The following is a 26,254-nucleotide window of genomic DNA, read 5'->3' on the forward strand; positions in this document are numbered from 1 at the left end:
GAATATTTCATATTATACCAAGCCCAGCTTTTTGGCTTCCCTGATAATATCTTCATCATTACCTTTTTGTATCCCGAAGTAGTCCCGGATTTGGACTTTTCTTTTTTCAATGGTACTAATGGAGAGATTCAGGTGAGAAGGCAGGCTTTTGGTTTTAATTCCTTGGGCCAGCAACGTTATTATCTGCCGGTTAAAAACATCGAGATATACTTTTTTGGAAAGCAGTTCCTTAATGTTCTGTTTGACCGTAGCACTGTGGTAGATGCCGTCATGCACCATTACTTCAAAAGCAGTCAGCAATTCATCGGCACTAAAATCACTTTTTACCAACAATCCGGCAGGCTCAATGTTTCGGACAATATTGTAGAGTATCAATGCTTCAGAATGGGAAGTAAGCATTACTATTTTTGCGTTAGGTAAATGGGTCTTGACTAATATCGCTAAATCTTCCCCCGAATTAATATGCATTGCCTCGTAGGCGGGCAGGCTGTAGTCCAAAAAGACCATGTCAAATGTGCTGTTCTTTTTAGTGATGATTTCATACGCTGCTTCACAATTGAAAGCCGTTGTGGTCTCAATCTCAAATCCTAAACTATTGTACGACAATATGATTTTATATCCTTCGAGCATTGAAGGATGATCATCGACCATAAGAACTTTTAGCTTCATTGATGTGGTTATAAGTAGTGTGAATATATAAATCTATAACGGAATAACCAAATATATGCTGGTTCCTTTTCCCTTTTGAGAACGAATTGTTATTTCTCCGTTAACAATTTTGATTCGGGACTGCATATTCTTTAATCCAATTCCCTCCCGTGTTTTTTTGGTATTAAATCCAGCGCCATTGTCTTTGATTTCAACATGGATGGTATCCTCGGCTTTTGTGATTGCGGCACTGATTTTCGTTGCTTTGGCATATTTATGAATGTTCTGCAGCGCTTCCTGAAATATACGATACAGATGCATTTTTGTTGTACTCTCAACATTTTCCCAAGCAATCGTTTCATCTATATCTAACTGACAAGCAACGTTGGATATGTTTTCCTGTTCTTCAAAGAGCGCTTCAATGATAGTTTTAAAGCTGTCTTTTGCAGAAAAAAGATCCTGATTAAGATCATGTGAAATACTGCGGATCTCTTTTTCAATGTTCTGGATTCCCTCAATATGAATTAGGCACTTTTTTATCGTTTCTTCGTCTGTTTTTTTACTTAAAACAAACAAGTTTAGACGTGTGCTGGTCAATTTGCTCATGATTCCGTCATGCAATTCCTGCGAGATGCGTTTCTTCTCATTTTGACGGCCCTCCTCTATTTTACTTTGCTGACTCAACATCAGCTGGTAAATTTCTTCATTGGCTTTCTGCTGTTCCTGTTCAAACTGAAGCTCTCTGTTCTTGGCGCGCTGCATTCTGACGATAAAGAGTAGTATCCCCAAAGCAAAAATTATAACTGATCCCCCGCCAATAATCCATCGCTGGGTGGCCAATTCGTTTTTTTCGGCCTCAATATTATTTTTCTGATCCAGAATCTCATCGGTTTCGAATTCAATTCTGGCAAACTTATTACGAGTGGCACGCTCATTATTTTGAAGGCTGTCTGTTAATTTTATAAACTTTTCGTTATAAAAAGAACTTTTACGGATATCGATTTCGGCTAATAAGCCCAGGGCCCGCAATTCGTCTTCAAATATCTTATTGTCATGAGCTTTCGTCCGTGCTTCATTACTGTTTAAAAAAGCTTTGACAGTATCTTTTTGAGCCAGGTAAAATTCGGATAAATTAATTCGACTGGACACAATACCTGGAATATTATCGAGGCTGTCCCTGATTGTTAAAGCTTCCTTGAGCTCAAGGAGTGCTGAGTTATCTTTGGATTTGAATCGGGAATACGCTAAATTATTAATTAGATTTGCGTACATCAACGGTTCATTTTTTCGGAAATCATCGAACAGCAACGCATTTTTAAAATAATCTATTGCCTGTACATGATTGTTTGCTTTCTGGTAAACCCTTCCGATAAAGTTGAAAGATTGCGCTTTAAGCAATAGATACTGGGGGTCCGAGGTCAAATCTTTGGTTGCTTCAAATGCCTTGTTATAGTATAATAGAGCGTTTTCACTGTTATTCATTCCTTCCAGCGCATTTCCAAGGCCAATGTAGCAGTCATAGCGCAATCGCTCATCTCCTTTTTCCTGTACGGTTTTCAGGATACTGATAATTGCTGCTTCACACCCGGAGAAATCTTTTTCAAAAAATAAAATATTGGCCTTATATAACCTTAAGCTATTGACATCTTTTTGCCTTTTTAAAAACAGATACGTTTTTTCAGCTTTACTGAAATAATAATACGAGCTGTCATTTTGGAATTTCGCATAATGGTAATCACCAATATAGTGCAGCGCTTTAGCTACATCGAGGGTATTGTTGCTTTCTAAGGCCATAGTATGAACCCGTCGGCATATCTTGATATACTTTTCGTATTTCTTAAGATTGTAATATCGGCCAGCTAACTTAAAATAATTATTTCTGGTAACTGAATCGTTAGGCTGGTCCTGAATGAGTTCATAAACTTTATCCGAATATGCAAGTCTTATTCGGCTATCTCGTTTAAAATCATTAGCTTTAACCAACAATGTATCTACATTGTCATTAAACCGCTCCGGCGATTTGTTCTTTTCTTTCTCAGTACAACTGATAAAGAAGACGCTGAACCATAAAAGTAGTATTGCTTTGTTCAAGGAAAACAGGATTAAATGCTTTCAAAGCTACTGAATTTTTAGGATAGCATAAATCATTTCTTACTTTTTCTTCTTACGGTTTTGTTGGTGGAGTAGGCGGATCAATGTCTCCCTCTTTATGCTGCGCACTGCTCTCGGTATTCTGTGTACTGCTATCGGTTGTTTGCTCCGTTATTATAACTCCTGCAGCACTCGCCAATTCTAATTCTTCGACTGTGCAGGATGAAAATGTTACTACCATAGCGATAATTCCAACGGTGTACTTGATTGTTTTCATAATTTTAATTTAAATAATTATAGATCGGACTAAAGAAGAAGAAATCAAAAGCAGCAAAAAGCAGGTCTTATCCGAAACAAGTTCGGCGATTTGCAGAGCTGTAGTAATTCTTATAATTTTATTCAAAATTATAACGGGTGCAGATATAGATTTTACGGTTTTTCCGCATATTTTGTTAAATGTTTGATATTCGACCTTAAACAAGTCCAAATAGCAACCAAAAGGGAGCCAAATTCATTTAACAATAAAAAATCTTTTCGAAATAAATATTTTGTGTAAATTTATAGTTCACATAAAGACATGAGAACATTAGTTATCGGCGACATTCACGGCGGATTGAAAGCATTACAGCAAGTAGTAGAGAGGGCCAGTATTTCAAAAAACGACAAACTGATCTTTTTGGGAGATTATGTAGATGGCTGGAGCCAATCCCCGCAGGTTTTGGATTATCTGATCCAATTGAAAAATACGTATCATTGTGTTTTCATAAGAGGCAACCATGATGAATTGGTTTTACACTGGCTTCAAAACTACCATGACAACCCGATGTGGTATAATCATGGTGGAGAATCTACTGTAGTGGCCTATACAAAAATAACAAAAAAAACTAAGAATCAACATATTGCGTTTTTATTAGCTTTGGAGAACTATCATTTGGATGATCAAAACAGGCTTTTTGTGCATGCTGGGTTCACAAATATGAATGGCGTCAATGCCGAACATTTTCCTAGAATGTTTTATTGGGAAAGAACCTTGTGGGAAACTGCTCTGGCGTTGGATAAGAGCATGCCAATTAGTGATCCTTTATATCCTAAAAGATTCACTTTATACAAGGAGATCTTCATCGGTCATACGCCGGTTTCAAGAATTGGCAAAACGGTTCCGGTGGGAATGGCCAATGTCTGGAATGTCGATACTGGCGCAGCTTTTTGTGGACCACTGACACTGTTGGATGTGGATACCAAAATATTTTGGCAGAGCGACCCCCTAAATGAACTCTATCCGGATGAAAAAGGAAGGAACGAGTGTGCTTTCAATGCTAAGTAGTATATCTTTACCAGTATTAATCAATAATCCATTTTATGAAAAAATTTGCTATTAGTTTATTGTTGCTTACTGCCCCTAGCATCCATGCGCAGGAAACCATTCAGACGTCGGATGCCTCGTTGCCCAGAAATGAAGTGAAATGGAACATTACCAACACTATCGTATTTGGTTCGGTTGAAGTAGGCTATGAGTATTTCCTTGACGGAAACCAGTCGCTTGGAGTGGAATTGCTGATTAATGATGTTTATAATTTTAGCATCGGGCGGGAATACAAGGATTTCGAGACCAATAGTGTTCAATTTACCTATAATTATTACACCGGAAGCGAAAATAATGGCTCCGGATTTTATATTTCCCCATTGTTAAAATATCGTTTTGGTGAATACCAGAAAACACCCACCGAACCGATTATCAGCATGGACAGTTTCATATTGGGAATTGGCGGAGGATACAAATGGAATTTGAGCAATAAGTTTGTTTTTGGCCCTTATATCAATATTGCGCGGGATTTCAGCCAGGAAGTGACGGATGAATTTACTGCGGTGGAGATTAACGCCGGTTTCAGCGTAGGCTACCGTTTTTAATTTCTAAAAACACTGTAAAAATAAAAACCCCGATTCATTGAATCAGGGTTTTCTTTTTATTTATTATAATAGATGGCTTACAAATCAAATTTGATTCCTTGTGCCAATGGTAAACTTGTTGTGTAATTAATTGTGTTGGTCTGTCTTCTCATGTATATTTTCCAGGCATCAGAACCCGATTCACGGCCACCACCGGTTTCTTTTTCTCCACCAAAAGCGCCACCGATTTCAGCACCAGAAGTTCCTATGTTTACGTTTGCAATTCCGCAGTCAGAACCTGCAACCGATAAGAAATGTTCTGCTTCACGCAAATTGTTCGTCATGATTGCAGAAGACAATCCCTGTGCCACACCGTTTTGAACTTCAACCGCATTTTCTACAGAACCTGAATATTTCAATAAATATAAAACAGGAGCAAAAGTTTCGTGCTGAACGATTTCGAATTTGTTATCTGCTTCAGCAATTGCCGGTTTAACATAACAACCGCTTTCGTATCCTTCTCCAGACAGAACACCACCTTCTACAAGGATTTTTCCACCTTCAGCTACTACTTTTGTCAAGGCATTGTTATACATTTCAACTGCATGCGTATCGATCAGCGGTCCAACGTGATTGTTCTGATCCAATGGGTTTCCGATTTTCAATTGGCCATAAGCCGACACAATCGCATCCTTTACTTTATCGTAAATACTTTCGTGGATAATCAGACGACGGGTTGATGTACATCTTTGTCCTGCAGTTCCCACAGCTCCAAAAACAGCTCCGATAACCGTCATTTTGATATCAGCATCCGGAGTTACAATGATTGCATTGTTTCCGCCCAATTCCAATAATGATTTTCCTAAACGTCCGGCTACAGCCTGTGCAACGATTTTACCCATACGAGTAGAACCAGTTGCAGAGATTAATGGGATACGTCTGTCGTTTGTCATTAATTCCCCTACTTTATAATCTCCGTTGATTAAACATGAGATTCCTTCGGGAAGATTATTTTCTTTAATTACTTCTGCAATGATATTTTGACAGGCAATTCCGCACAGCGGTGTTTTTTCAGATGGTTTCCAAACGCAAACGTCTCCACAGATCCAGGCCAAAGCCGTGTTCCATGCCCAAACCGCTACAGGAAAGTTGAATGCCGAAATGATTCCGACAACTCCCATTGGGTGGTATTGCTCATACATTCTGTGTCCGGGACGTTCCGAGTGCATCGTCAAACCGTGCAATTGACGAGACAATCCCACTGCGAAATCACAGATATCGATCATTTCCTGAACCTCACCGTATCCTTCCTGCAATGATTTTCCCATTTCATAAGAAACCAATTTCCCTAAAGCTTCTTTATGGAAACGTAATTTTTCACCAAATTGGCGCACAATTTCCCCACGTTGCGGAGCCGGCATTAATTTGAATGATTTGAATGCTTCGGTTGCTTTTTGCATTACCTGCTCGTAGTCGGCCGGAGTACTGCATTTTACTTTTCCGATTAATTGTCCGTCTACCGGAGAATACGATTCCAGGATTTCACCGTTTGAAAAATTATTCAGACCTGTTGAAGTTCCTTCGTTGATTTCCTGAACGCCTAATTGTTTAAGCGCTTCCATCATTCCGAATTGTTCTGCTATTGTAGTTGTTGTCATTGTAACTATTTTGTATAAAATTGTTGTATTTTTTTTGCAAAGTTATGATTTTATTTCGAGTGGCGAAATAGCCCCGATGGAAGTGGCATCCTTTTTCTCCTTTCTTTAAGGAGGAAAAGATAGAACGGACAGCGGGATTTGGCTCCTGAAAATAAAAAAATTGCTTTAAAACATGTTCTTTTTCTTGAAAAGGAATACGCCAAAAACCGAGATTATCAGCGAAATCAAGATTACTATGATGAAACCGTTAGTGCTGTCCTGCAAATTATTCGGCACGTTCATCCCGTAAAAACTGGCGACCACCGTAGGAATCATCAAAATAATCGAAATCGACGTCAGTTTTTTCATGATGACATTCAGATTGTTGGAAATCACTGACGCATAGGCATCCATCATCCCGGTCAGGATGTTGCTGTAGATGTTGGTCGTTTCTTCGGCCTGGCGTAATTCGATTTCGACATCCTCCAAAAGATCAGGATCAAAGGTATCCTTGTAATTTTTCAGGTTTTTAAGTCGGTGGAATAAAATATCGTTTCCTTTTAAAGACGTGATGAAAAAGACAAGACATTTCCCGATTTGGAGCAAGGCCTGCAGTTCCTCATTTTTGATGGATTCCTCAAGATTTTCTTCGGCTTGTTTTACCCGCTGATTGATTAATTTCAGGTATTTGAGAAACCAGATGCTGGAGGACAGTAGCAATTTCAGGACCAGATCAAAATGGTTGTCGATCGTAATTTTTTTGCGTTGGGAATATAACACAAAATCAGAAAGCATGTCGGTCTGGTGAAAACACAGCGAAACAAAGACGTCGTCCTTAAATATCAGACCCAGTGGCGCGGTATTGAACGGGAGTTTCTCGTCGTTGCTTTTGATGGGAATACGCAAAATAATCAAAAACCAGCCGTTTTCGATTTCAATACGCGGACGTTCGTCGATATCCTCAATGTCATTGTAAAAGGCTTCAGGAATCTGTAATTCCTTTAGAAGAAAAGAAGTTTCTTCTGATGTTGGTTCTGCCACGCTGATCCAGCTATTGGCTTCCAGGGTTGGGGTCTCAATTAACCCGTTGTTCTTTTTGTAAAAAGTAATCATAATGTAAAGCGCTGTTTTAAAGAATAGCGTTTACAGTAGTCAACGGCTATTTCTGTTAATCTTTCCTTTTCCTCGAATAATCGTCCATGTGGATAATTTAATTTTTTGCGAAAGTATAACTTTTAAAACATTCTTAATCTTAATTATTTCTTAATATAATAATTAGGATCGGCTTCCATCACGGTACCGCAATTAGAACAGGTACGCAAGGCTTCAGAATTGTAGAAATATTGGAAGTGCGGCAAAAAATCTTTCTCAATATCATTGAGTTCAAAATACACGTCATACAATTTGTGGTTGCATTTGTCGCAGAACCACAGCAGTCCGTCGGTATATCCCTGACCTTCGCGTTTGCGCTCAATGACCAATCCGATGGAATTGGCGGAACGTACCGGAGAATGGGGCGTTTTGGCCGGATGCAGATACATGTCGCCTGCGTGCAATTCCATTTCCTTGCGTTCGCCGTTTTCCTGGACAATCAGTTTGATATTGCCTTCCAACTGATAGAATAATTCTTCGGTTTCATTGTAATGGAAGTCTTTTCGGGCATTGGGTCCGCCGACAATCATTACAATATAATCTCCGGAATTTACATAAATGTTTTTATTACCGACCGGTGGTTTCAGTAAATGACGGTTTTCATCAATCCATTTGTGTAGGTTAAAAGGCCTGGCTATAGACATATTTTTATTTTTATATAAAATTACTAAAACTCCCGGCGTTGGAAAACAAAAAAGGCCAGTAATTTGAATTTCTTCGTTTACTGGCCTTTTTTGGAATTTGTTTTAGTTTTTATTTTACTTCTTTAATCAAGTAAATATACGCAGGCAAATGGTCGCTATATCCAACAAAAGTTGAACTGTTTCGCAAAGGATACCCTTTATACTGACCCAATGTAGTTATCATAAAAGGTTTACTCGTAATTCCAGCCTTCCAATATCTAAACGATGAGTACTCTTCTCTTACAAGTGGCTCGGTCATAATTAATTGGTCAAAAATATCGCCGGCATCCCTATAATACAAAGTAGAATCCCCTTTTCTAAACATCTTTTCCGATGGATTATAAATTCCCAAAAGAGGAACTTCTTTTTTATTTGCCTTTGCATTTAAAACTTTTTTCAAACTATTATTTAAAGGGCCATCATTTAAATCTCCCATACTAATAATTTTGGCATTGGGATTAATTTTTTGAAGAGAATCAATAATTCTCAGATTTAATGCCGCTGCTTTTTCTCTCAAAAGACTACTGACTTTTTCTCCACCTCTTCTGGACGGCCAGTGATTTACAATAAAATGGAATTCCTCACCATCCAAAAGACCTGTCACTAAAAGTTGATCACGAGTATATATCCTTTTATCCGTAGCGCCTACTTCAACTTTGTCGTCAGCATCTTCAGCAACATCCTTTACTGCTTTTTTATCAGCTTTCGTATCTTTTTCATAAATATACAGGGGAATGTTAATGTAACTGGTAGGTTTAAAATGCTTCTTTTGATAAATTAATCCAACATCAATCCCTCTTTTGTCCGGAGATTCAAATTCAATTACACCATAATCCTTATCAATCAATTGGGGGTCTTTTACCAAATCCTCCAAAACACTTTTATGCTCAATTTCTGATAATCCGATTATAGTTGGTGAATTTTTATTTTCACCATCCCCAATTTGTGTTAGTACGCGAGCGATGTTATGAATTTTTTCATGATAATATTTTGACTTATAAACCCATTCGTCATCACGAGTGTTAGGGTCGTTAATAGTGTCATAAAAATTTTCAGTATTATAAAATGCAACGGTATGTACCATAAATTTCTTTTCTTGGGCATTCGTTCCTAGGGTGGAAAAAACAACAAATAAAAAGGCTAAAAAAATTCTTGTTTTCATAAATCTGTGATTAGTTTATTCCAAAGGCATTTGAACTTTTGGCTTGCAAATGTAAAATATTATTACATATACCGTACCAATGTGAATAGAAGAAAAATATAATTTATGAAAGATTTATTAAATAGGCAATTCAAAACAGGAGTTCTATCTTACTGAACGGCAATTTTATACAGGGTGCAAAATATTTTTTTTAACCGGAAAAACCAATAAAATAAAGGCCCTATGTTAATTTAAGGTCAAGTTTAACAGAAGTTTGGTATCAAATGTAAATTATGTAATTAATTCTTGTAAATTTGCACCCCCTATTCACTATCAGTAATAATCAAAAAGGGATTAATTTTTAATTATTTTTATGAAAAAACTTGTTATTAGTACATTATTCGTAATGCAAGTGTTTTTCGTTTTTGCACAAACCACTACAGGAATCTCTGGAAAAGTGTTGGATGCTAAGACGCAAAAACCATTACAAAATGTTGTTGCTTCTATTCAAAACACAAATTTAACGCAGTTAACAGATGCTGCAGGTAAATTTTCGTTTGGAAATGTAGCAGTTGGTAATCAATTATTACAAATTAGAACTACTGGTTTTAAAGACCAGTTGTTACCGATTGAAATCGTAGCTGGAAAAATGCTTGATTTGGGCACTATCGTTCTTGAAGAAGATCAGAGCGTGGAGCAGCAAGCGAGCTTAGTCACTATTACAGAAAGTGATTTAGGTGATGATAACAGTGGGTCTGAAAGCACATCAAGTTTGCTTCAGGCTTCGAAAGATGCTTTTCAACAAGCGGCGGCTTTCAACTGGGGTCAGGCCCGTTTCAGAATCCGTGGTTTAGACAACGAATACTCTAACACGATGATTAACGGTGTGTCGATGAACAAAATCTATGACGGAAGACCTCAATGGGGTAACTGGGGTGGACTGAACGATGCGACACGTAACCAGGAATTTACCATGGGATCTGCTCCTTCTGATTATACTTTCGGAGGAATCCTTGGGACTCAGGAAATCAATACCCGTGCGTCTATTTACAGACCGGGTACGAGAGTATCTTTTTCTGGAACCAATACCAACTATAACTGGAGAATGATGGGGACACACGTTTCCGGAATGGACAAAGACGGTTGGGCTTATGTTATCTCAGCGGGAAGACGTTGGGCTGTTGAAGGATATTTTGAAGGAACAGATTATAGCGCGAATTCTATTTTTGCAAGTGTTGAAAAGAAATTCAACGACAAACACTCTTTGAACTTCACGTCTATCTATGCTGAAAACAGTAGAGGTAAAAATTCACCAAACACCGCTGAGGTTAGCCGAATTGCAGGCACAAAATACAACTCTTACTGGGGATGGCAAGACGGTAAAAAAAGAAACTCGAGAGACAAAAATGTTGAAGAGCCGATCTTGATGTTAAGCCACTATTGGAAATTGAGCAGCAAAACAAACCTGAACACTAACGTTACCTACCAAACCGGTAGAATAGGGAACAGTCGTTTGGATTTCCAGGGAGCCAATAACCCTGACCCGACTTATTACAGAAACTTACCTAGTTATTATACCGCGACGTACAACGGAACAACTTTAGTGGGAAATCAGGAGCCTTATCTGACTCAGGCGCAAAACGCAACATTCCTTACCAACAGACAGATTAACTGGAACGCACTGTATCAGGCTAATCAGAATACTGCAGCCGGAAACAGTGTTTACGTGTTGTATGAAGATCGCACAGATGACACACAATTGACCGCGAACTCATTGTTGAATTCACAATTGTCCGATAACATTTCTTTTAATGCAGGAGCAACGTTCCGTAAATTAAGATCACACAACCACAAAAACCTTTTGGATTTATTGGGTGGTGATTACTTCCTGAACATTGATACTTTTGGTTCCAATTACAACCAGACTCAGCCGGATTTGAACAATCAAAATGGTCAGATCGTTGAAAACCAATCTTACGGTTACAACTATAATATGTTTGCTAATACCCTGGATGCTTTTACACAGTTTAAATTTAACTATAAAAAAGTAGATTTTTACCTGGCTCAGACTTTTGTACGTTCTGAATACCAAAGAGAAGGTTTGTACCGTAATGGATATTACCCTAATAACTCTTTTGGAAAAAGCAACTCGACTACTTTCGAAAACTTCGGTTTCAAAGGAGGTATGACTTACAAAATCACCGGACAACACTACCTTACCGGTAATGCTGTTTACATGACGAAAGCGCCTTCAATGAGAAATGTTTTCCCAAATGCCCGAATCAACAACAACACTGTTGAAGATATTGACAGCGAAAACATTACCAGTGCAGACGTAAGTTATATCATCAGAGCTCCTAAATTCAAAGCAAGATTGACAGGTTATTATTCAACCATTAAAAATGCAACAGAAACTTCATTCTTCTTTGCTGACGGTGTTTCTTTCGACGATGGAGATCCAAGTACGGAAGATGCTACCAGTAATTTCGTTGCTGAAACCGTAACCGGTATCAACAAGAAAAACATGGGTGCGGAATTAGGTATGGAATATCAGGTAACTTCTACTATTAAAGTAACGGCAAACGCTGCTTATGGTCAGTTCACATACGATAACAATCCTACTGTAAGCCTGAACAACGACGCTTTAGCTACTTCCGTTAGCTTCGGTGAAGCGAAACTTAAAAACTACAGACTTCCAGGTTCGCCTCAAGAAGCATATTCTGTAGGTTTGGAATACAGAGACCCAAAATTCTGGTGGATCGGTGCCAATGCCAATTACCTGGCAAGCAATTATATTGACGTTGCACCGTTATTAAGAACAAACAACTTCTTCAATAACCCTGCAGATCCTTTCGGATTGCCTTTTTCAGATATCGACGATGCGAGAGCGGAACAATTATTGAAGCAAGAAAGATTTGATGATTTCTACCTTGTGAATCTATCTGGTGGAAAATCATGGAGAGTTAAAGGAAAAACTATTGGTATTTTCGCTACGGTCAACAACGTTTTTGATGTAACATACAAAACCGGAGGTTTCGAACAGTCAAGAAATGCGAACTATAGAGAATTAAATCAGGATGTTTCCAGCGGAACACCGGTTTTTGCTCCTAAATATTTCTACGGATATGGAAGAACCTATTTTGTTAACCTTTACGTCCAATTTTAATTAAAAATATTATGAAAACAAATAAGCTTAAATCTTTGCTTTTTGCCGGACTAACCGCCAGTATGTTGGTTGGTTGCGTAGATGATAACGATACTTCCCTTCCGGATTATACTCCGGTACTTTTCGGAGAGGATTTTGAGACAAATGCGGTAGACAATACTCCATTGAATATTCCGGGATGGACCAATTTTGCAGAAAGCGGAACAAAGGTATGGAATTCTCAATATTACAGTTCTAACAATTATGCGGAATTCACTTCATTCCAGTCGGGTGAAGCGGTAAATGTAGCCTGGTTAATATCTCCAAGTATCAACATGGATACGCAACAAGGAGAAAAACTGGTTTTTCAAGTAGCACAAAGTTATGTGACCAGTGCTAACAATACATTTGAAGCATTAATTTCAACTGACTTTGACGGTACCAATGTAACTGCAGCCACGTGGGAACATTTAGAAGCATTCGTTCCGGGACCTTCTGCTGTGTACTTCAAATTTTACAGTTCCGGGGAAATTGATTTATCAGCCTACACGGGAAATGTACACCTTGCTTTTAAAGTAAAGGGATCAGGAACAAACACTGCTTTAGATGGTTCGTACCAAATTGATAATGTTAGAATTATTAATTAATAACATAAAAAGAAAATTATGAAATCAATTATATTAAAATCTGTTTTCTTCATCGCGTTGACCGCTGGTATTTTGTCCGGTTGTGTAAATAGTGATGATTATGAAACTCCGGATATGACGTGTGTAGATCCGAATCTGACACCAACAAAAACGGTTCAGGAAATTATTACTCAAGCAACTTCGACGCCAACTTTGTATACAGCTGATGATATTATTGAGGCGTATGTAACTTCCAGTGATGAAAAAGGGAACTTTTACAAATCGATCTCTTTTCAAACCATTCCAACTGATGGTTCCGCTCCTTTAGGATTCAGCGTGCCAATTAACGTTGGGGCTACTTTCGCAGAAGGATTTATTCCGGGCAAAAAAGTATACATCAAATTGAACGGATTGTACACGGCTATTGTTTACAATTCACTACAAATTGGTGGCATTTATCAGTCATCACCAACTGCAGCACCGGAAATCGGAAGAATTTCTGAACAGGAATACAAAAATTTTCTTTTCCCATCCTGCTCGCAGGTAACGGAAGACAGTTTTGTAAGAACATTGACTGTTGCCCAGGCAATCACCAATGCGAATCTTAATACTTTAATTGAATTAGAAAATGTTCAGTTTTCTGAATCTTCAATGGGGAGAACCTATTATGATGTGGATTCAGGCGGAGGCGCAACCAATCATTACATTACGGCTACTTCGGGTGGAACTCCCGTGATTTTAAGAATCAGTAGTTTTGCTCCTTTCTCAGGAAAAATGGTCCCTTCAGGAAGTGGTAAAATCCGTGGAGTACTTACTAAGTACGGAAGCGATTTCCAATTCATGATCCGTTACGAAAGTGATATCAAATTAACGGAACCAAGAGTAGACGTAAACCCACCGATCGTTGGAAACAACCTTCAGTATTTAGGGGCTTTCACTGAAAATTTTGAGAGTTATACTGCTGGATCAGCAACTACCGGACAATTCAATTTCCCAAAATACATCAACGACCCTGTTGAAGGTACAAAATTATGGAGAGTAAGATCTGCCAGTGGGAACAAATATATCGAAATGTCTTCTTTTTCTGGTACACCGGAGAAAAACAGAACATTATTTATTGTTCCTGTAGATATGACTGCTGCGAATACATTAGCTTTCAAAACCAAAGCTTCTTTCTTTAACGGAGCAACGTTAAAAGTATATTACAGTACGAATTATACTCCGGGTGCAGACATCAATACTGCTACACTAGCGAATATTACTTCAAACTTCACTATTAGCGACGGAAGCAGTACTTCATTTATCGCAAGTGGCGTTTATAATATCCCTGCAGCTGTGACTGGAAACGGTTATTTTATCTTTGAATATAAGGGTACTGGTATCGCGCCAAAGATTACAACTAATATGGACATTGATGATATTGTTGTAAACTAATCATCGGCTACTAAAATTAAAAAAGCGGGCTAATGGCCCGCTTTTTTTTGTTCTTATAATTCTGGAAGTATTTGTTTTTTTAAACAATATACGGAAATCGCTTGGCGGTTCAATCGTTATGCCTTTACTTATTTGAGCACCACTTTACAATCCTGGCAATCCTTTCTACGGAAAGATTACGAACGCATCTGGAGATGGTTTTTAAGTTAAATAAGCGGTCGAAAATATTTTGGGGAGATCTTGCGTTCAAAAGGAAAAATGGCTTAGTTTGAGTCATTTTTGCTACTGTCCTTGTAGTGATCATTTATATATCACTTAACTATCGATTGGCCAAAATATAAGCGTCTTTTTGGTATTTCCAAATGCATAATTCTTCCAAAACTCATACTTTCTAAGCATTCGAAATAATTTTTTTTAAATTTCGGATATGTTCTAATAATTTAACTCAGACAAAAAAAATAGCGGCCCATATGGACCGCTATTATAATATAATTGTTGTTTACTATTTTACGATCAGGAACTCTGCACGTCTGTTTTGTGCATGTTGCTCATCAGTACAATTCAATCCGCAATCCACTTTCGGTTCGCTTTCGCCATAACCTTTACCGGAGATTCTATCTTTTGCAATTCCTTTAGAGATTACATACTGAACCGTAGATTTGGCTCTTCTATCGGAAAGGCTCAGGTTATATTTGTCACTTCCCCTGCTATCGGTATGCGATTTGGTCATGATAATTAACTTGTCGTTGTTCTTCAACACCTGAACCAGTTTGTCTAATTCAAAAGCCCCTTCCTGAGTAATGTTGCTTTTGTTATACTCAAAATAAATCGGTTTAAGGATGATTTCGGTTTCGGTTACAATTACATCAATTGGCTGCAAAGCCGCATCAACTTGCTTTTTACTGCTTTTATTTCCGCTTTTATCCACGGTAAATGTACTGCTCTCGTACCCGTCTTTTGCTGCCTGTATCGTGTATTCTCTTTCGCATTCCACCTTATAGGCTACCTCTCCTTTAACGTTCGAGGTTGCGTTCGCAATTACGTTTTTCTTGTCATCCAGAATGGCTACTCTTGCTCCGGATAAAATTTCTCCTGTTTTGGCATTTGTAACGATGGTAGTTACGTCCAGTCCGCATAACGGGTTTGCACCGTAAATATCGTCATTTCCTCCCCTGTTGGTCGAGAAAAATCCGGTGTTCTTGGAACTGTTGAACGTAAAAGAGAAATCATCTTTTTCACTGTTCACCGGTTTGCCGACGTTCATGGCGTCCTTTGGGTTGTTCAGGTCAATTTGGTACACGTCCAATCCTCCAAGTCCCTGTCTTCCGCTCGAGGCGAAATACAGAATGTTGTCATCAGAGATAAAAGGGAAGCTTTCATTGCCTTCGGTATTGACATTCTTACCTAAGTTTTCCGGAACACCGAAACTACCATCAGCGTTTACTGCTGCTTTCCAGATATCTACGCCGCCCAGGCTTCCCGGCATGTTCGAGGCAAAATATAATGTTTTCCCATCCCTGCTTAAACTTGGATTGGTGGTTGAATAACTTTTGCTGTTGAAGGCCAATGAAGTAATATTTCCCCATTTGGTTCCGTTTTTGGTCGCACGGTAAATATTGTTTTTTCCTAACTGTATGTTGTTCTTTTTGTCTTTCTCAAATAGATGCTCTCTGAAACTGTCACTGGTGAAGTACAAGGTATTCCCATCTGGACTCATCGTTCCAAAAGAATCATGGAATTTGGAATTCAGTTCGCTTAAAGCAGCAACATCAGTAATGGTACCGTCTGCATTGTAGTTGGCACTGTACATATCCAGATAAGGCTCTTTATTCCAACCGTATACTTTCTTAGCCGTGTTACGGGCGCTCGTAAAATAAAGAATGTTGTCATGAAGGGTTGCGCCAAAATCAGATTTCTCGCTATTCATATCCAATGACTTTACATTGAACAATTTGCTTTGGTCCAATAATCTTGGTATATAGTTTGGGTTTTCCTTAAAGGCAATCGCTCTTTCATCATTAGGCTGCATAGCCGCAAACTTCTGCATCTGGCGGTTGGCATCTTCATATTTACCATTGGCTTTCAGCATTTGTGCATAACGGTAGTAGGTCTCCGCATCTTGTTTCTCTTCAGTAGCCTTAGCGTACCATTTGGCTGCTTCTTCGGTATTGAAGATGTTGAAATAAGAGTCTGCGAGCTGTTTGTATACATAAGGGCTGGATTTGCCTTTCTCTACCAGTTTCAGGTAGCCTTCGGCGGCACTTACGTATTCATATTGGGTGTACAATTTATCAGCACTCTGCGTGTCCTTGTTTTGCGCGATTAGACTGGAGCTGATCATCACAAAACTTAATAATAGATATATTTTTTTCATTTGTAGAGGTCGCTTTTTATTAGAAATATCTAGGTGATTGTGAAACTTTTTTAGGGAAGTTCACATCAAACAGCAGGATAATTTCGTGGGATGATGATGTAGTTACTTTTAAGTCCGAAATAATATGGTCGTAAGCATAACCTACTCTCAAAGATGGCGTAATGGCATAATTTACCATCAGTCCAAAGGAATCGTCCAGTCTGTAGGTTGCTCCGGCCTCAAATTTCTCGAAAAAAAGGAAGTTTGTAGAAACATCCAATGATGTTGGGGCGTTAATAGCAGATTTTATCATCGCAAAAGGCTTGAACTTCACATTCGGATTTAAATCAAACACATAACCTCCCGTTAGAAAATAATGCTGAATCTCGTTACCAAATTCCCTACCATTATAATCCAAATGCGTACTCTTGATCATATTAGGAACAGAGAATGCCACGTAATATTTATTGGTATAATAGAAAAGACCGGTACCAACATTAAAAAAGGTATTGTTCGTGTCTTCAGCAAAAGCACCATCAGGCAATTGCGGCAAAGAAGATTCGATATCACTTTGCAATCCAATCTGTTGAAAAGTAATTCCCGCCTTAAGACCTAAAGCTAAACGGTGTTCGCCTCCTAAATTTAGGGTATAGGAGAAATCCCCATACACATTGTTCTCCTCAACAGGACCAATCTTATCCGAAATCACCGAAAGACCAAGACCAACATTTTTACCCACGGGGCTATGGCCGGATAAGGTTGCTGTGCGGGGTGCATCCTCAAGTTCGACCCATTGTTCTCTATAAAGCAATCCAACGGATAAAGCTTCCTTAGAACCGGCATACGCCGGATTTATAACATTCATATTATACATGTACTGTGTATAATGCGGATCTTGCTGCGCATGGACACCTGTAAAGACCATCAATACTGCCAATGCCGCGAAATATAATTTGTTCATTTATGTTGTGTTTTTATGATAAAGATTGCTGCCTGGTAACAGACAGCAATCTGTAACTACTAAATTGATTTAACGATTGATGTAAATCCAACCCGTTTTTTTCTCTCCGGAATTTCTTTCAATCACATAGAAATACGTTCCGTCAGGAAGTTCACCTCCATTATTGGATTGACCATGCCATTGATTGGTATAATTCGAGTAACTGTATACTTCGGTACCATATCTGTTGAAAATTTCCAACTTTTTAGCATCTGACAATCTGAAGAATTCATTTGTATCATCCCCGTTTGGCGAAATACCTCTTTGAATTTCACACTCAGTATTCGCAACCGCATGTGGGGTTTTAGTGGTACATCCATTGTAGGTCACAGAAGAAATATACGTTCCTGTTTGCGTGATGATCAATGCCGGTGAAGCAAATGGTCCAGAAACAATTCCATCAGGAGATGTCCATGAGTAACTGGCGTCTGAAGGATCAAATGAAGAATCGACTGGCAAGGCTGTAAGCGTAAACTTATTGTCAATACAGTCTTCAGTAACCTCTACTGCAACATCCGGTATTATGGTAACAAATGTAGTGGCAATTAATTGCGGACAACCGCCTGAAGCCCCAACGGTATAAGTTACTGTATAAACACCTCCTGAACTGGTGCTAGGCCTAATTTCTCCGGATACCGAATCAATAGTCAGTCCTGTAGGAGATACGCTATATGTTCCTCCTGGCGTGCCTAAGAAATTTACAGTTTCGTCGCCAGTATTATCACAAAACGATGTGGCATCATAAAAGATGGTAGCTGCAGGTGCCGCTGTAATCGTAATAGTAACCGGCAGTGACGTAACCGGGCCACATCCGCCAGTTCCTAGAACTGTATTAGTAACTATATACGTTCCCGGAGTACTGTTGGCTAAATCGATTAATCCTGTTGTTGCATCGACAAAAACTAATCCTGAAGTAGACGTGAAGTTTTGCGCGGTCGCACCAGTAACCATTTGTGCCACAGGGTTTGCATTACCTGATGCCTGACAAAATGGAGTTCCCAGATAACTGAAACCAGCTGTCGGTGGCGCTGTAATCGTAATGGTAACCGGTAATGAAGTAACAGCACCACAACCGCCTGAAGCAGCACTTGTATACGTTACATCATAAGTTCCCGGCGTGCTGCCATTAGGAGTAATAGTTCCGGATACCGGATCAATAATCAATCCAGATGGAGCCACATTGTAAGTTCCACCTGTATAGGCACCCGTTCCATTTAAAGTAGCAGTTTGCGCAGTTGCGCCGCTATTACAATACATGTCGGGAGCATTATACGTAAGTGATACGGTTGGTAATGCGGTAATGGTAATCATGGCAGATGCTGAAATATTAGCACATCCATTAGTGCCAGTCACTAAATTAGTAACTGTATAGGTTCCCGGTGTACTGTTCACTAAGTCAATTTCTCCCGTTGTTGTATTGGCAAAAATTAATCCTGGTTCAAGAGAACTGAATGATTCTCCGGTTGCACCTAAAAACATATCTGCGATAGGATTTGCATTACCTGCCGCCTGACAAAACGGACTTCCTTGATAACTGAAACCAGCTGTCTTAGGCGCTGTGATAGTAATCGTAACTGGTAGTGAAGTAACCGCCCCACAACCGCCTGCGGCGATAGTAGTATAAGTAACCGTATAATCTCCAGGTGTACTGCCATTAGGAGTGATGGTTCCGGATACAGAATCAATAATCAATCCGGATGGAGCCACGCTAAACGTTCCTCCAGTATATGCAGCCGTTCCTGATAAAGTAACAGCTTGCGTTGTTGCGTCGTTATTACAATACATGGTAGGGGTAGTATATCCAATTATTGCAGTTGGCAATGCGGTAATGGTTATCATCGCAGATGCTGAAACATTAGCACATCCATTGGTTCCAGTCACTAAATTAGTAACCGTATAGGTTCCCGGTGTACTGTTCACTAAGTCAATTTCTCCTGTTGTTGTACTGGCAAAAATTAATCCTGGTTCAAGAGAACTGAATGATTCTCCGGTCGCACCTAAAAACATATCTGCGATAGGATTTGCATTACCTGCCGCCTGACAAAATGGACTTCCTTGATAACTAAAACCTGCTGTCGGAGGCGCTGTGATTGTAATCGTAAATGGCGCAGATACAGGACCACAACCGCCTGCGGCGGCAAACGCATTTGTTATGATATAGCTTCCAGGGGTACTGGCAGATACATCAATCACACCTGTAACTGCATCTATAGAAAGTCCGGTGCTAGAGGTAAATCCTCCCGCAGTTCCACCTCCCGAATAAACAGGACTTGGGTCAGAGCCATTTTGGCAATACGATACTGGGTTATATCCGAAAGTAGCTATCGGAAGAGGTGTGATTACAACCGGAGCGGTAGTTGTAAACGATGGGCATCCAGAAAACGCAGGAACAGTATACGTTACTGTATGACTACCTGTTGTGCTGGTACTTGGGTTAAAAGCTCCTGTTGTCGGGTTAATTGATAATCCTCCAAGCGGGGATGAAGAATAAATTCCTCCGGTTGTTCCTGTTTGCAGCACAGTAACTGTACTGTTGTCATTTTTACAATAGGATCCGGCTGTGTACGATATGGTTGCACTGGCAAGTTCTGCAATTGTAATAGTATAAGTTTCGGATTTTCCGGTTGAGCAAGTCGCTGTTGGCGCAATAGTGTTTGTAACAACATAATTTCCAGCTACGCTTGCCGCAAGATTTATTTCCCCGGACAAATTACTTACAAAAACTAATCCCGGGGAACTGCTAAAGATACCAGCAACTGAGTTTGCGTTTATAACCGCTGTTGGGTTAGGCCCCCCGTTTTTACAATAAGTAGCTGGGTTATAAGTAAAGTATGCCTCAGGACAACAAACGGTTGTACCTGCTCCAGGAACAGTTGCATTGGTTTGTTGAAAACTTATAGTTCCTGACTGACCGGAGTAATTCGTAATTAGAACAACATAATACTGACCCGCCTGCGCGTTTCCAATATTCAAGGTCTCTGTTGCGGCGGCACTATAACTACATCCAGTCGTCGTAGTAACAGGAACACCGACACCTGGAGCCTGACCTCCACTTATTGCTGAACATGCAGTACTTTGCGAGGTAAAAGGCCCCCAAGCAGCATAATCAACATCAAGATTTGGTACAGTACCATTCGAAGATTGTGTCAGAGAGTAATTAAGCGGTCCGGTTGTCTGAACCTGAATTAAAAAGTATTTAGGATTTGGTGAAGTAGCAAGACAACCAATAGCGCCTAAACTAGTAACCCCAATAGTGTTGCCATAATTAACAGATCCACACATTGAATCTGAATTCATACAGGTAGATGGGGTTGTTATACATACATCAAAAGTCGTAGTTTGAGGCGTATTTGCATTCGACCAAATTCTTAAATAATATGTTTGCCCCACTACTAAGTTATTTGCAACACTGGCAAGCGTATTTGCCGTACTACAATATACTTGCGTCAAACCAGTACACGATCCTGAATATACAGCATGATTTAAATTTGTGTAACCTGCGCTAAGATTGGTCAATGCAATATTTAGGTACGAATTAGAAGCGGTAAATTGAAACCAAACATCATCATCTGCAGTTCCAACACAGGGCGCAGTTATTGTTGGCAAAGAAGGTGTTGCGCCCGAAATAGTTCCAGCAACACTCTGAGTACATGTTGAACTGGAGTTTACCGGTACGAATGTAGCACCTGAACATACATCATTTGTTGGCGGTACGGTAATACAGACATTAAATGTAGCAGTTTGATTGGCTATGCTTCCGGAAGTGTATACCCTTATCTTATAAGTAGCACCTACTGTTAAACCGGTTGCAAGACTTCCATTCGGATCACTGCAATACATTTGTGTCAATGCACCACAGGTATTGGAATATAAAATATGGTTTAAGTTGGTCGTTCCCCCAACAATATTCGTCAAATTGATAATATGGATGGTATTTGTAGCTACAAATTCAAACCAAACATCATCATCCGCGGTACCCAAACAAGGAGTAATAGTCGCCGGTGTTGATGGTGTAGCACCTAAAGTGGTACCTGAAGCGTTCACCTGACAAACCTGCGTGTTATTGGTCGGAACCACAGTAGCGGTAGCACAGTTGTCATTTGCCGGCGGTGGCGGTGGCGGTACACACGTTACGTTAAGGACAAAAACGCCTTGAGGTGGTGAAGCAGTAGCATATCCAAAAACATAAACGTAATAGTTTATTCCCAAAACTGAATTGATCGTAACTTGTGATTGGGTACTACAAAAATCATCATTACCGGTCACACAGGTGAATGTACCACATGCTCCGGTTACAACCTGAATTTTAGTGTCATATGCTGAACCACATAAAGAAAAAGTAACAACATCTCCTGTTCCTACATAAGAATACCATAGTCCTCCTGAGCCACCTGTGGTGCCGCAAGTTCCTGTCGGTGCTCCCGTTGTGGTGGCGCCTACTGTCGTCTGTGTGGCTGTTCCGCCACACGCAATAGGAATAGCACCCGAACATAAATCATTGGTCGCTGGACAAAATACCTGCGTTTGGTTAGCACTGTTTATGAAACAGTTCGCGTCAACCCCGTTTTCAAGGTGAATCGTTACGTTGGTTCCATTAGGGAAAGGACCAAACTGAACCTGACCCGGCGCAGTGATAGTCTGCGAAGGACTCGCCTGATTGTCTGTTGCCACAATCGAAGTTGCCGATCCCATATTAGTCACATTGGCTCTGACAAAAAACTGCGGCCCATTGGCACAATCGTTCACCACACTAAAGGTGGCGGCTAAATTGGTACACGTATTGGCGATTATGGTTAAATTATACGCCGTAGCTACAGCTGCGGCAGTGCCGGATATTACTATATAATAGGTCTGTCCAGCTGTAACCGGTAAACTCGATATCGTACGAATCCCCGAACCTGTGTTGGCAACTCCTGCCAGACAGCTTACACCAATATTGGCGCAACTGCTGTAAACAAAAATACTTGACGAGGCCGATCCCGGGGTCATAGTAATATTAATGGTCGTTGTGATGGGTGCCGTATAAGAATAGACAACATCATTACCGCCCATAAAATTAGTGGCACCGCCTGCACAACCTGCTCCTTGAGGACCGGTGATGTTATTCCCATAAAGGGCCGTATTACTGTTGGTTATATAAGGGAGTGTACCTGGTATGACTATAGGAGCCGAGCAGGTATAGCCCAATGTGGCCGTCGAGAATGTATAGGGCCCGACCCATTGGCTACTCACAACCCCACATAAGGCCCTGACATAATATGAATAAGATGTTCCCGGTTGTAATGGGGTAAATGGTGAGGCAGTAAGGGCCGTAACAGTATAAGGGTTGGTATTTACCACCAGACCACTTCCTGTTGGGGTTGCGGCTGCAGGTATCACTTCGATTTCCCATGAAGCGGCGCCGCTTGGGTTACCCCAGCTTAAACTCGCACTGCTTGTTGTAAAAGACCCTGCTGTCTGACCTGTTGGATTCAAACATTGTTGAACCAAAAGAACGTCATCCACAAGCCAGATATCTCCGCTTAAACCTGTACCTATCTGAGTATTTTCAGAAACAAAGGCAATATAGACCGACTGGCCTGCAAAAGCGGCCAAATTAACAATTTTTTCCTCATATACGTTATAGGTAGCGCTTAACTGGTCCTCGTCCCATTCCTGGACCAAAGCAGTGTACGCCGTTTCGTCTGTCTGGTTTGAAGGCAAAGCACCTGAGGCGATACGAATCTGGAATTTTGTACCCTGGTTATCAATTACAGAGGTTCGGGTCCAAAATCGCAACTGCCCGTTGGCCGGAATGGTTACTAACGGAGTAGCGAGAAAATCCTTGGAGGTATTGCCCTGACCGATGTTCTGCCGATTGTTTATTTGGGCAGCTTTAGTACCAGTGTGCGGAGCTGTGGTATTGATAGTCCACACATTAGAACCGAATCCATTTTGGAAAACAGCCCAGTTTCCCGGTGTTGTCGGTGGAAACGTAGCACCTTCGAATCCTTCACTGATGACTTGTGAAAAGCCTGCAAAAGATAAAAGAAGCATTAAAATTAATAAGGTAATTTTTTTCATGAATGAAAATTTATAGTTGAAATTGTGGTTTAATTAACCCCAAATTTAGCAAAATTTATGAAAATATGTAACAAAAGACGCTTTTTAACGAAATTTCGTAAATTTGTGAAATATTATTTTATATATTAAACAATCCGAACTAATCAAAATGGGTTAACTTTGCCATAGAAATTTGCTTATGTTAGAAAAAGAAAATATAAAATTCGAAAAAACGGTTATTGTTGGTATCATCACTCAAAAACAAGATGAAGAAAAACTTCAGGAATATCTTGATGAGCTGGAATTCCTAACTTATACGGCCGGGGGAGAAGTGGTCAAAAGGTTTTCTCAAAAAATGGAGCGTCCGAATCCAAAAACGTTCCTTGGAACCGGAAAAATGGAAGAGATCAATCTTTATGTAAAAGAGCATGGCATCAATACCGTTATTTTTGATGACGAATTATCTCCATCACAACAAAAAAATATTACAAAAATATTAGAGTGTAAGGTTTTGGACCGAACCCATCTTATTTTAGATATTTTCGCCCAACGGGCGGAAACCTCCTATGCCAGAACACAGGTGGAATTAGCGCAATGTCAATATTTACTGCCTCGTCTTTCCGGAATGTGGACCCACCTGGAACGTCAAAAGGGAGGAATCGGAATGCGGGGTCCCGGGGAAACGGAAATTGAAACCGACCGACGTATCGTAAGGGACCGTATTGCGTTATTAAAGGAAAAGATCAAGGTGATTGACAAACAAATGTCGGTTCAACGAGGCAACCGCGGCGCTATGGTGCGCGTGGCTTTAGTGGGTTATACCAATGTTGGAAAATCAACATTGATGAATGCCATAGGAAAAAGCGATGTTTTCGTCGAAAACAAATTATTTGCGACGTTAGATACGACTGTCCGTAAGGTGGTTATCAAAAACCTGCCGTTTTTGCTTTCAGATACCGTAGGTTTCATCCGAAAATTACCTACCCAGCTGGTGGATTCCTTCAAAAGCACATTGGACGAAGTTCGCGAAGCGGATTTGCTGCTGCATGTTGTTGACATTTCCCATCCGGAATTTGAAAACCATATTGCCTCTGTCAATCAGACTCTAATAGATATCAAAAGCAATGAAAAACCGATAATTATGGTTTTCAATAAAATCGATGCCTACAAACATCTTACGATGGAGGAAGATGATTTGATTACTGAAAAAACCAAAAAACACCATACCCTGGAGGAATGGAAAAATACCTGGATGCATAATGTTGGCGAAGAAAATGCATTATTTATTTCGGCAACACAAAAAGAAAATTTTGAAGATTTCAGAGAGCGCGTTTATGAGGCCGTAAGACACATACACATCACGCGCTTTCCTTATAATAAGTTTTTATACCCCGATTATAAGGATGCCGTTGAGAAAGAAGAAAAGGAAGATTTAGAATAGTATTTTCCGCAAAACAAAAAACCTTTAGAATCATCTAAAGGTTTTTGTGTATCAGTACTATATTTAGAAGTCAAAATTCACACCCGCTCCAAAAACCTGTCGGGTCTGCCAACCGTCATAAGCATCGAGATCATGAATTGTTTGGAAAGCCAGATTTGTCGATAAATACCTGTTGATTTTCATCTTCACATTCAACTGGTAATCCACGTCTGTTTTTTTAACTTGTGGTTTGTCGAGGTAATTCGAATAGACATTCAGTATATTTTCCAACGAGACATTCGCCATCAGCATGAATTTATAATATCCTGCAGCGTAAAACCCTAATTCATATCTCATACTGTTCCCCTCTTCGACACCAAAATAGGCTTTATTAGGTAATGTAAAGTCCGGATCTACAAAAGTGAATTTTGAAGTAAGCGGGGCGATGTTGAATTTCAGATTGTCATCTTTTTTCCAAAGCATTCCCGGTCCAAATGTCAGATATCCCGGCGATAGTAAATTAGTTCTTGGTTCTCTGGTTTCCACTCCCAATTCAGTTTTGTAAACATAGCCCTTGGTCATTTGGGTCCTGAAATTTAAAAAGGCTGAATAGTACCAGTAGCCCTTAGCTTTTTTACCCAATAGCGAATTGAATTCAAAACGATCATCGGTCTTTTTCTCCAAGGCACTTTTTGTTTTCACCACACCATAGGAAGCCAGGATTTTGTTATCCCAGGACCAGTCGTCCTTTTTGTAGTTACAATCATAATTGACCCCAACATTACCGGAAAGATTATTCACACCGCCGGCTGTCCAGTGACTAAAAGTGGATTGGTTAAAAAGAAGTATGAAATTTCCCTTGCAGGTCCAGACTTTCGTGGTGTCCGGTTTCACTTCCTCCTGTGCTTTTGCAGTAATCGTCCCGAAAATGCAAAGCAATATTATGGCTGTTTTTTTCATATTGTCGTTCTGGTCTAACAAATATAAAAAATGTA

17 protein-coding genes are annotated in these 26,254 nt (G+C 39.8%); 6 read left to right on the plus strand and 11 right to left on the minus strand.

The window, feature by feature from the left end:
* Positions 1-12 precede the first annotated feature (12 nt).
* The 3 genes from FNW07_RS01465 to FNW07_RS01475 form a co-directional block, all read right to left on the minus strand.
* Positions 13-669: a response regulator gene (locus FNW07_RS01465; RefSeq protein WP_126742252.1), complete on the minus strand. Its 657-nt coding sequence runs from the start codon at positions 667-669 to the stop codon at positions 13-15.
* 33 nt (positions 670-702) lie between these two features.
* Complete coding sequence (locus tag FNW07_RS01470) at positions 703-2,739, minus strand: ATP-binding protein (protein ID WP_126742253.1); 2,037 nt, start codon at positions 2,737-2,739, stop codon at positions 703-705.
* A 73-nt stretch (positions 2,740-2,812) separates the two neighbouring features.
* Entirely contained in the window at positions 2,813-3,016 is a 204-nt protein-coding gene (locus FNW07_RS01475; protein ID WP_126742254.1) for a hypothetical protein, read from the minus strand.
* Between the two features lie 300 nt (positions 3,017-3,316).
* On the opposite strand from FNW07_RS01475, the gene FNW07_RS01480 reads away from it, so the two are divergent.
* Entirely contained in the window at positions 3,317-4,063 is a 747-nt protein-coding gene (locus FNW07_RS01480; RefSeq protein WP_126742255.1) for a metallophosphoesterase family protein, read from the plus strand.
* A 35-nt stretch (positions 4,064-4,098) separates the two neighbouring features.
* Positions 4,099-4,647 carry a DUF3575 domain-containing protein gene (locus tag FNW07_RS01485; RefSeq protein ID WP_126742256.1) on the plus strand — a complete coding sequence of 183 codons (549 nt, stop codon included), beginning with the start codon at positions 4,099-4,101 and terminating at the stop codon, positions 4,645-4,647.
* Between the two features lie 77 nt (positions 4,648-4,724).
* On the opposite strand, the gene FNW07_RS01490 is transcribed toward FNW07_RS01485, so the two are convergent.
* The 4 genes from FNW07_RS01490 to FNW07_RS01505 form a co-directional block, all read right to left on the minus strand.
* Entirely contained in the window at positions 4,725-6,284 is a 1,560-nt protein-coding gene (locus FNW07_RS01490; protein ID WP_126742257.1) for an aldehyde dehydrogenase family protein, read from the minus strand.
* A gap of 165 nt (positions 6,285-6,449) precedes the next feature.
* Positions 6,450-7,376: a magnesium transporter CorA family protein gene (locus tag FNW07_RS01495; protein WP_126742258.1), complete on the minus strand. Its 927-nt coding sequence runs from the start codon at positions 7,374-7,376 to the stop codon at positions 6,450-6,452.
* A gap of 143 nt (positions 7,377-7,519) precedes the next feature.
* Positions 7,520-8,059, minus strand: coding sequence for a 3-hydroxyanthranilate 3,4-dioxygenase (locus FNW07_RS01500; RefSeq protein ID WP_126742259.1), 540 nt, complete (start codon positions 8,057-8,059; stop codon positions 7,520-7,522).
* A 109-nt stretch (positions 8,060-8,168) separates the two neighbouring features.
* Entirely contained in the window at positions 8,169-9,260 is a 1,092-nt protein-coding gene (locus FNW07_RS01505) for an endonuclease/exonuclease/phosphatase family protein (protein WP_126742260.1), read from the minus strand.
* A gap of 352 nt (positions 9,261-9,612) precedes the next feature.
* Between FNW07_RS01505 and FNW07_RS01510 the strand changes: the two genes are divergently transcribed.
* From FNW07_RS01510 to FNW07_RS01520, 3 genes are read left to right on the plus strand one after another with little or no spacing between them, the layout of a single operon-like run.
* Positions 9,613-12,405 (plus strand): carboxypeptidase-like regulatory domain-containing protein, encoded by a 2,793-nt coding sequence (locus FNW07_RS01510; RefSeq protein WP_126742261.1) that lies wholly within the window; start codon positions 9,613-9,615, stop codon positions 12,403-12,405.
* 11 nt (positions 12,406-12,416) lie between these two features.
* Positions 12,417-13,031 carry a hypothetical protein gene (locus FNW07_RS01515; protein ID WP_126742262.1) on the plus strand — a complete coding sequence of 205 codons (615 nt, stop codon included), beginning with the start codon at positions 12,417-12,419 and terminating at the stop codon, positions 13,029-13,031.
* 18 nt (positions 13,032-13,049) lie between these two features.
* A complete protein-coding gene (locus FNW07_RS01520) occupies positions 13,050-14,444 on the plus strand; it encodes a DUF5689 domain-containing protein (protein ID WP_126742263.1) in 1,395 nt (464 codons plus the stop codon).
* 502 nt (positions 14,445-14,946) lie between these two features.
* Here the strand turns inward: FNW07_RS01520 and FNW07_RS01525 are convergent.
* The 3 genes from FNW07_RS01525 to FNW07_RS01535 all read right to left on the minus strand — a co-directional run bounded on the left by FNW07_RS01525 (position 14,947) and on the right by FNW07_RS01535 (position 23,860).
* On the minus strand, positions 14,947-16,818 hold the full coding sequence (locus FNW07_RS01525) for an OmpA family protein (protein WP_126742264.1): 1,872 nt from the start codon (positions 16,816-16,818) through the stop codon (positions 14,947-14,949).
* A gap of 19 nt (positions 16,819-16,837) precedes the next feature.
* Positions 16,838-17,758, minus strand: a complete 921-nt coding sequence (locus tag FNW07_RS01530) for a type IX secretion system membrane protein PorP/SprF (RefSeq protein ID WP_126742265.1) — start codon at positions 17,756-17,758, stop codon at positions 16,838-16,840.
* 69 nt (positions 17,759-17,827) lie between these two features.
* A complete protein-coding gene (locus tag FNW07_RS01535; RefSeq protein ID WP_126742266.1) occupies positions 17,828-23,860 on the minus strand; it encodes a gliding motility-associated C-terminal domain-containing protein in 6,033 nt (2,010 codons plus the stop codon).
* Positions 23,861-24,038: 178 nt separating this feature from the next.
* Here FNW07_RS01535 and hflX point away from each other — a divergent pair, with 178 nt between their 5' ends.
* Positions 24,039-25,280, plus strand: coding sequence for a GTPase HflX (gene hflX, locus FNW07_RS01540; RefSeq protein WP_126742267.1), 1,242 nt, complete (start codon positions 24,039-24,041; stop codon positions 25,278-25,280).
* A gap of 63 nt (positions 25,281-25,343) precedes the next feature.
* On the opposite strand, the gene FNW07_RS01545 is transcribed toward hflX, so the two are convergent.
* Positions 25,344-26,219 carry a DUF3078 domain-containing protein gene (locus FNW07_RS01545; protein ID WP_126742268.1) on the minus strand — a complete coding sequence of 292 codons (876 nt, stop codon included), beginning with the start codon at positions 26,217-26,219 and terminating at the stop codon, positions 25,344-25,346.
* Between the last annotated feature and the right edge of the window lie 35 nt (positions 26,220-26,254).

This window comes from Flavobacterium sp. GT3R68, assembly GCF_007109225.1.
Lineage (GTDB): Bacteria > Bacteroidota > Bacteroidia > Flavobacteriales > Flavobacteriaceae > Flavobacterium.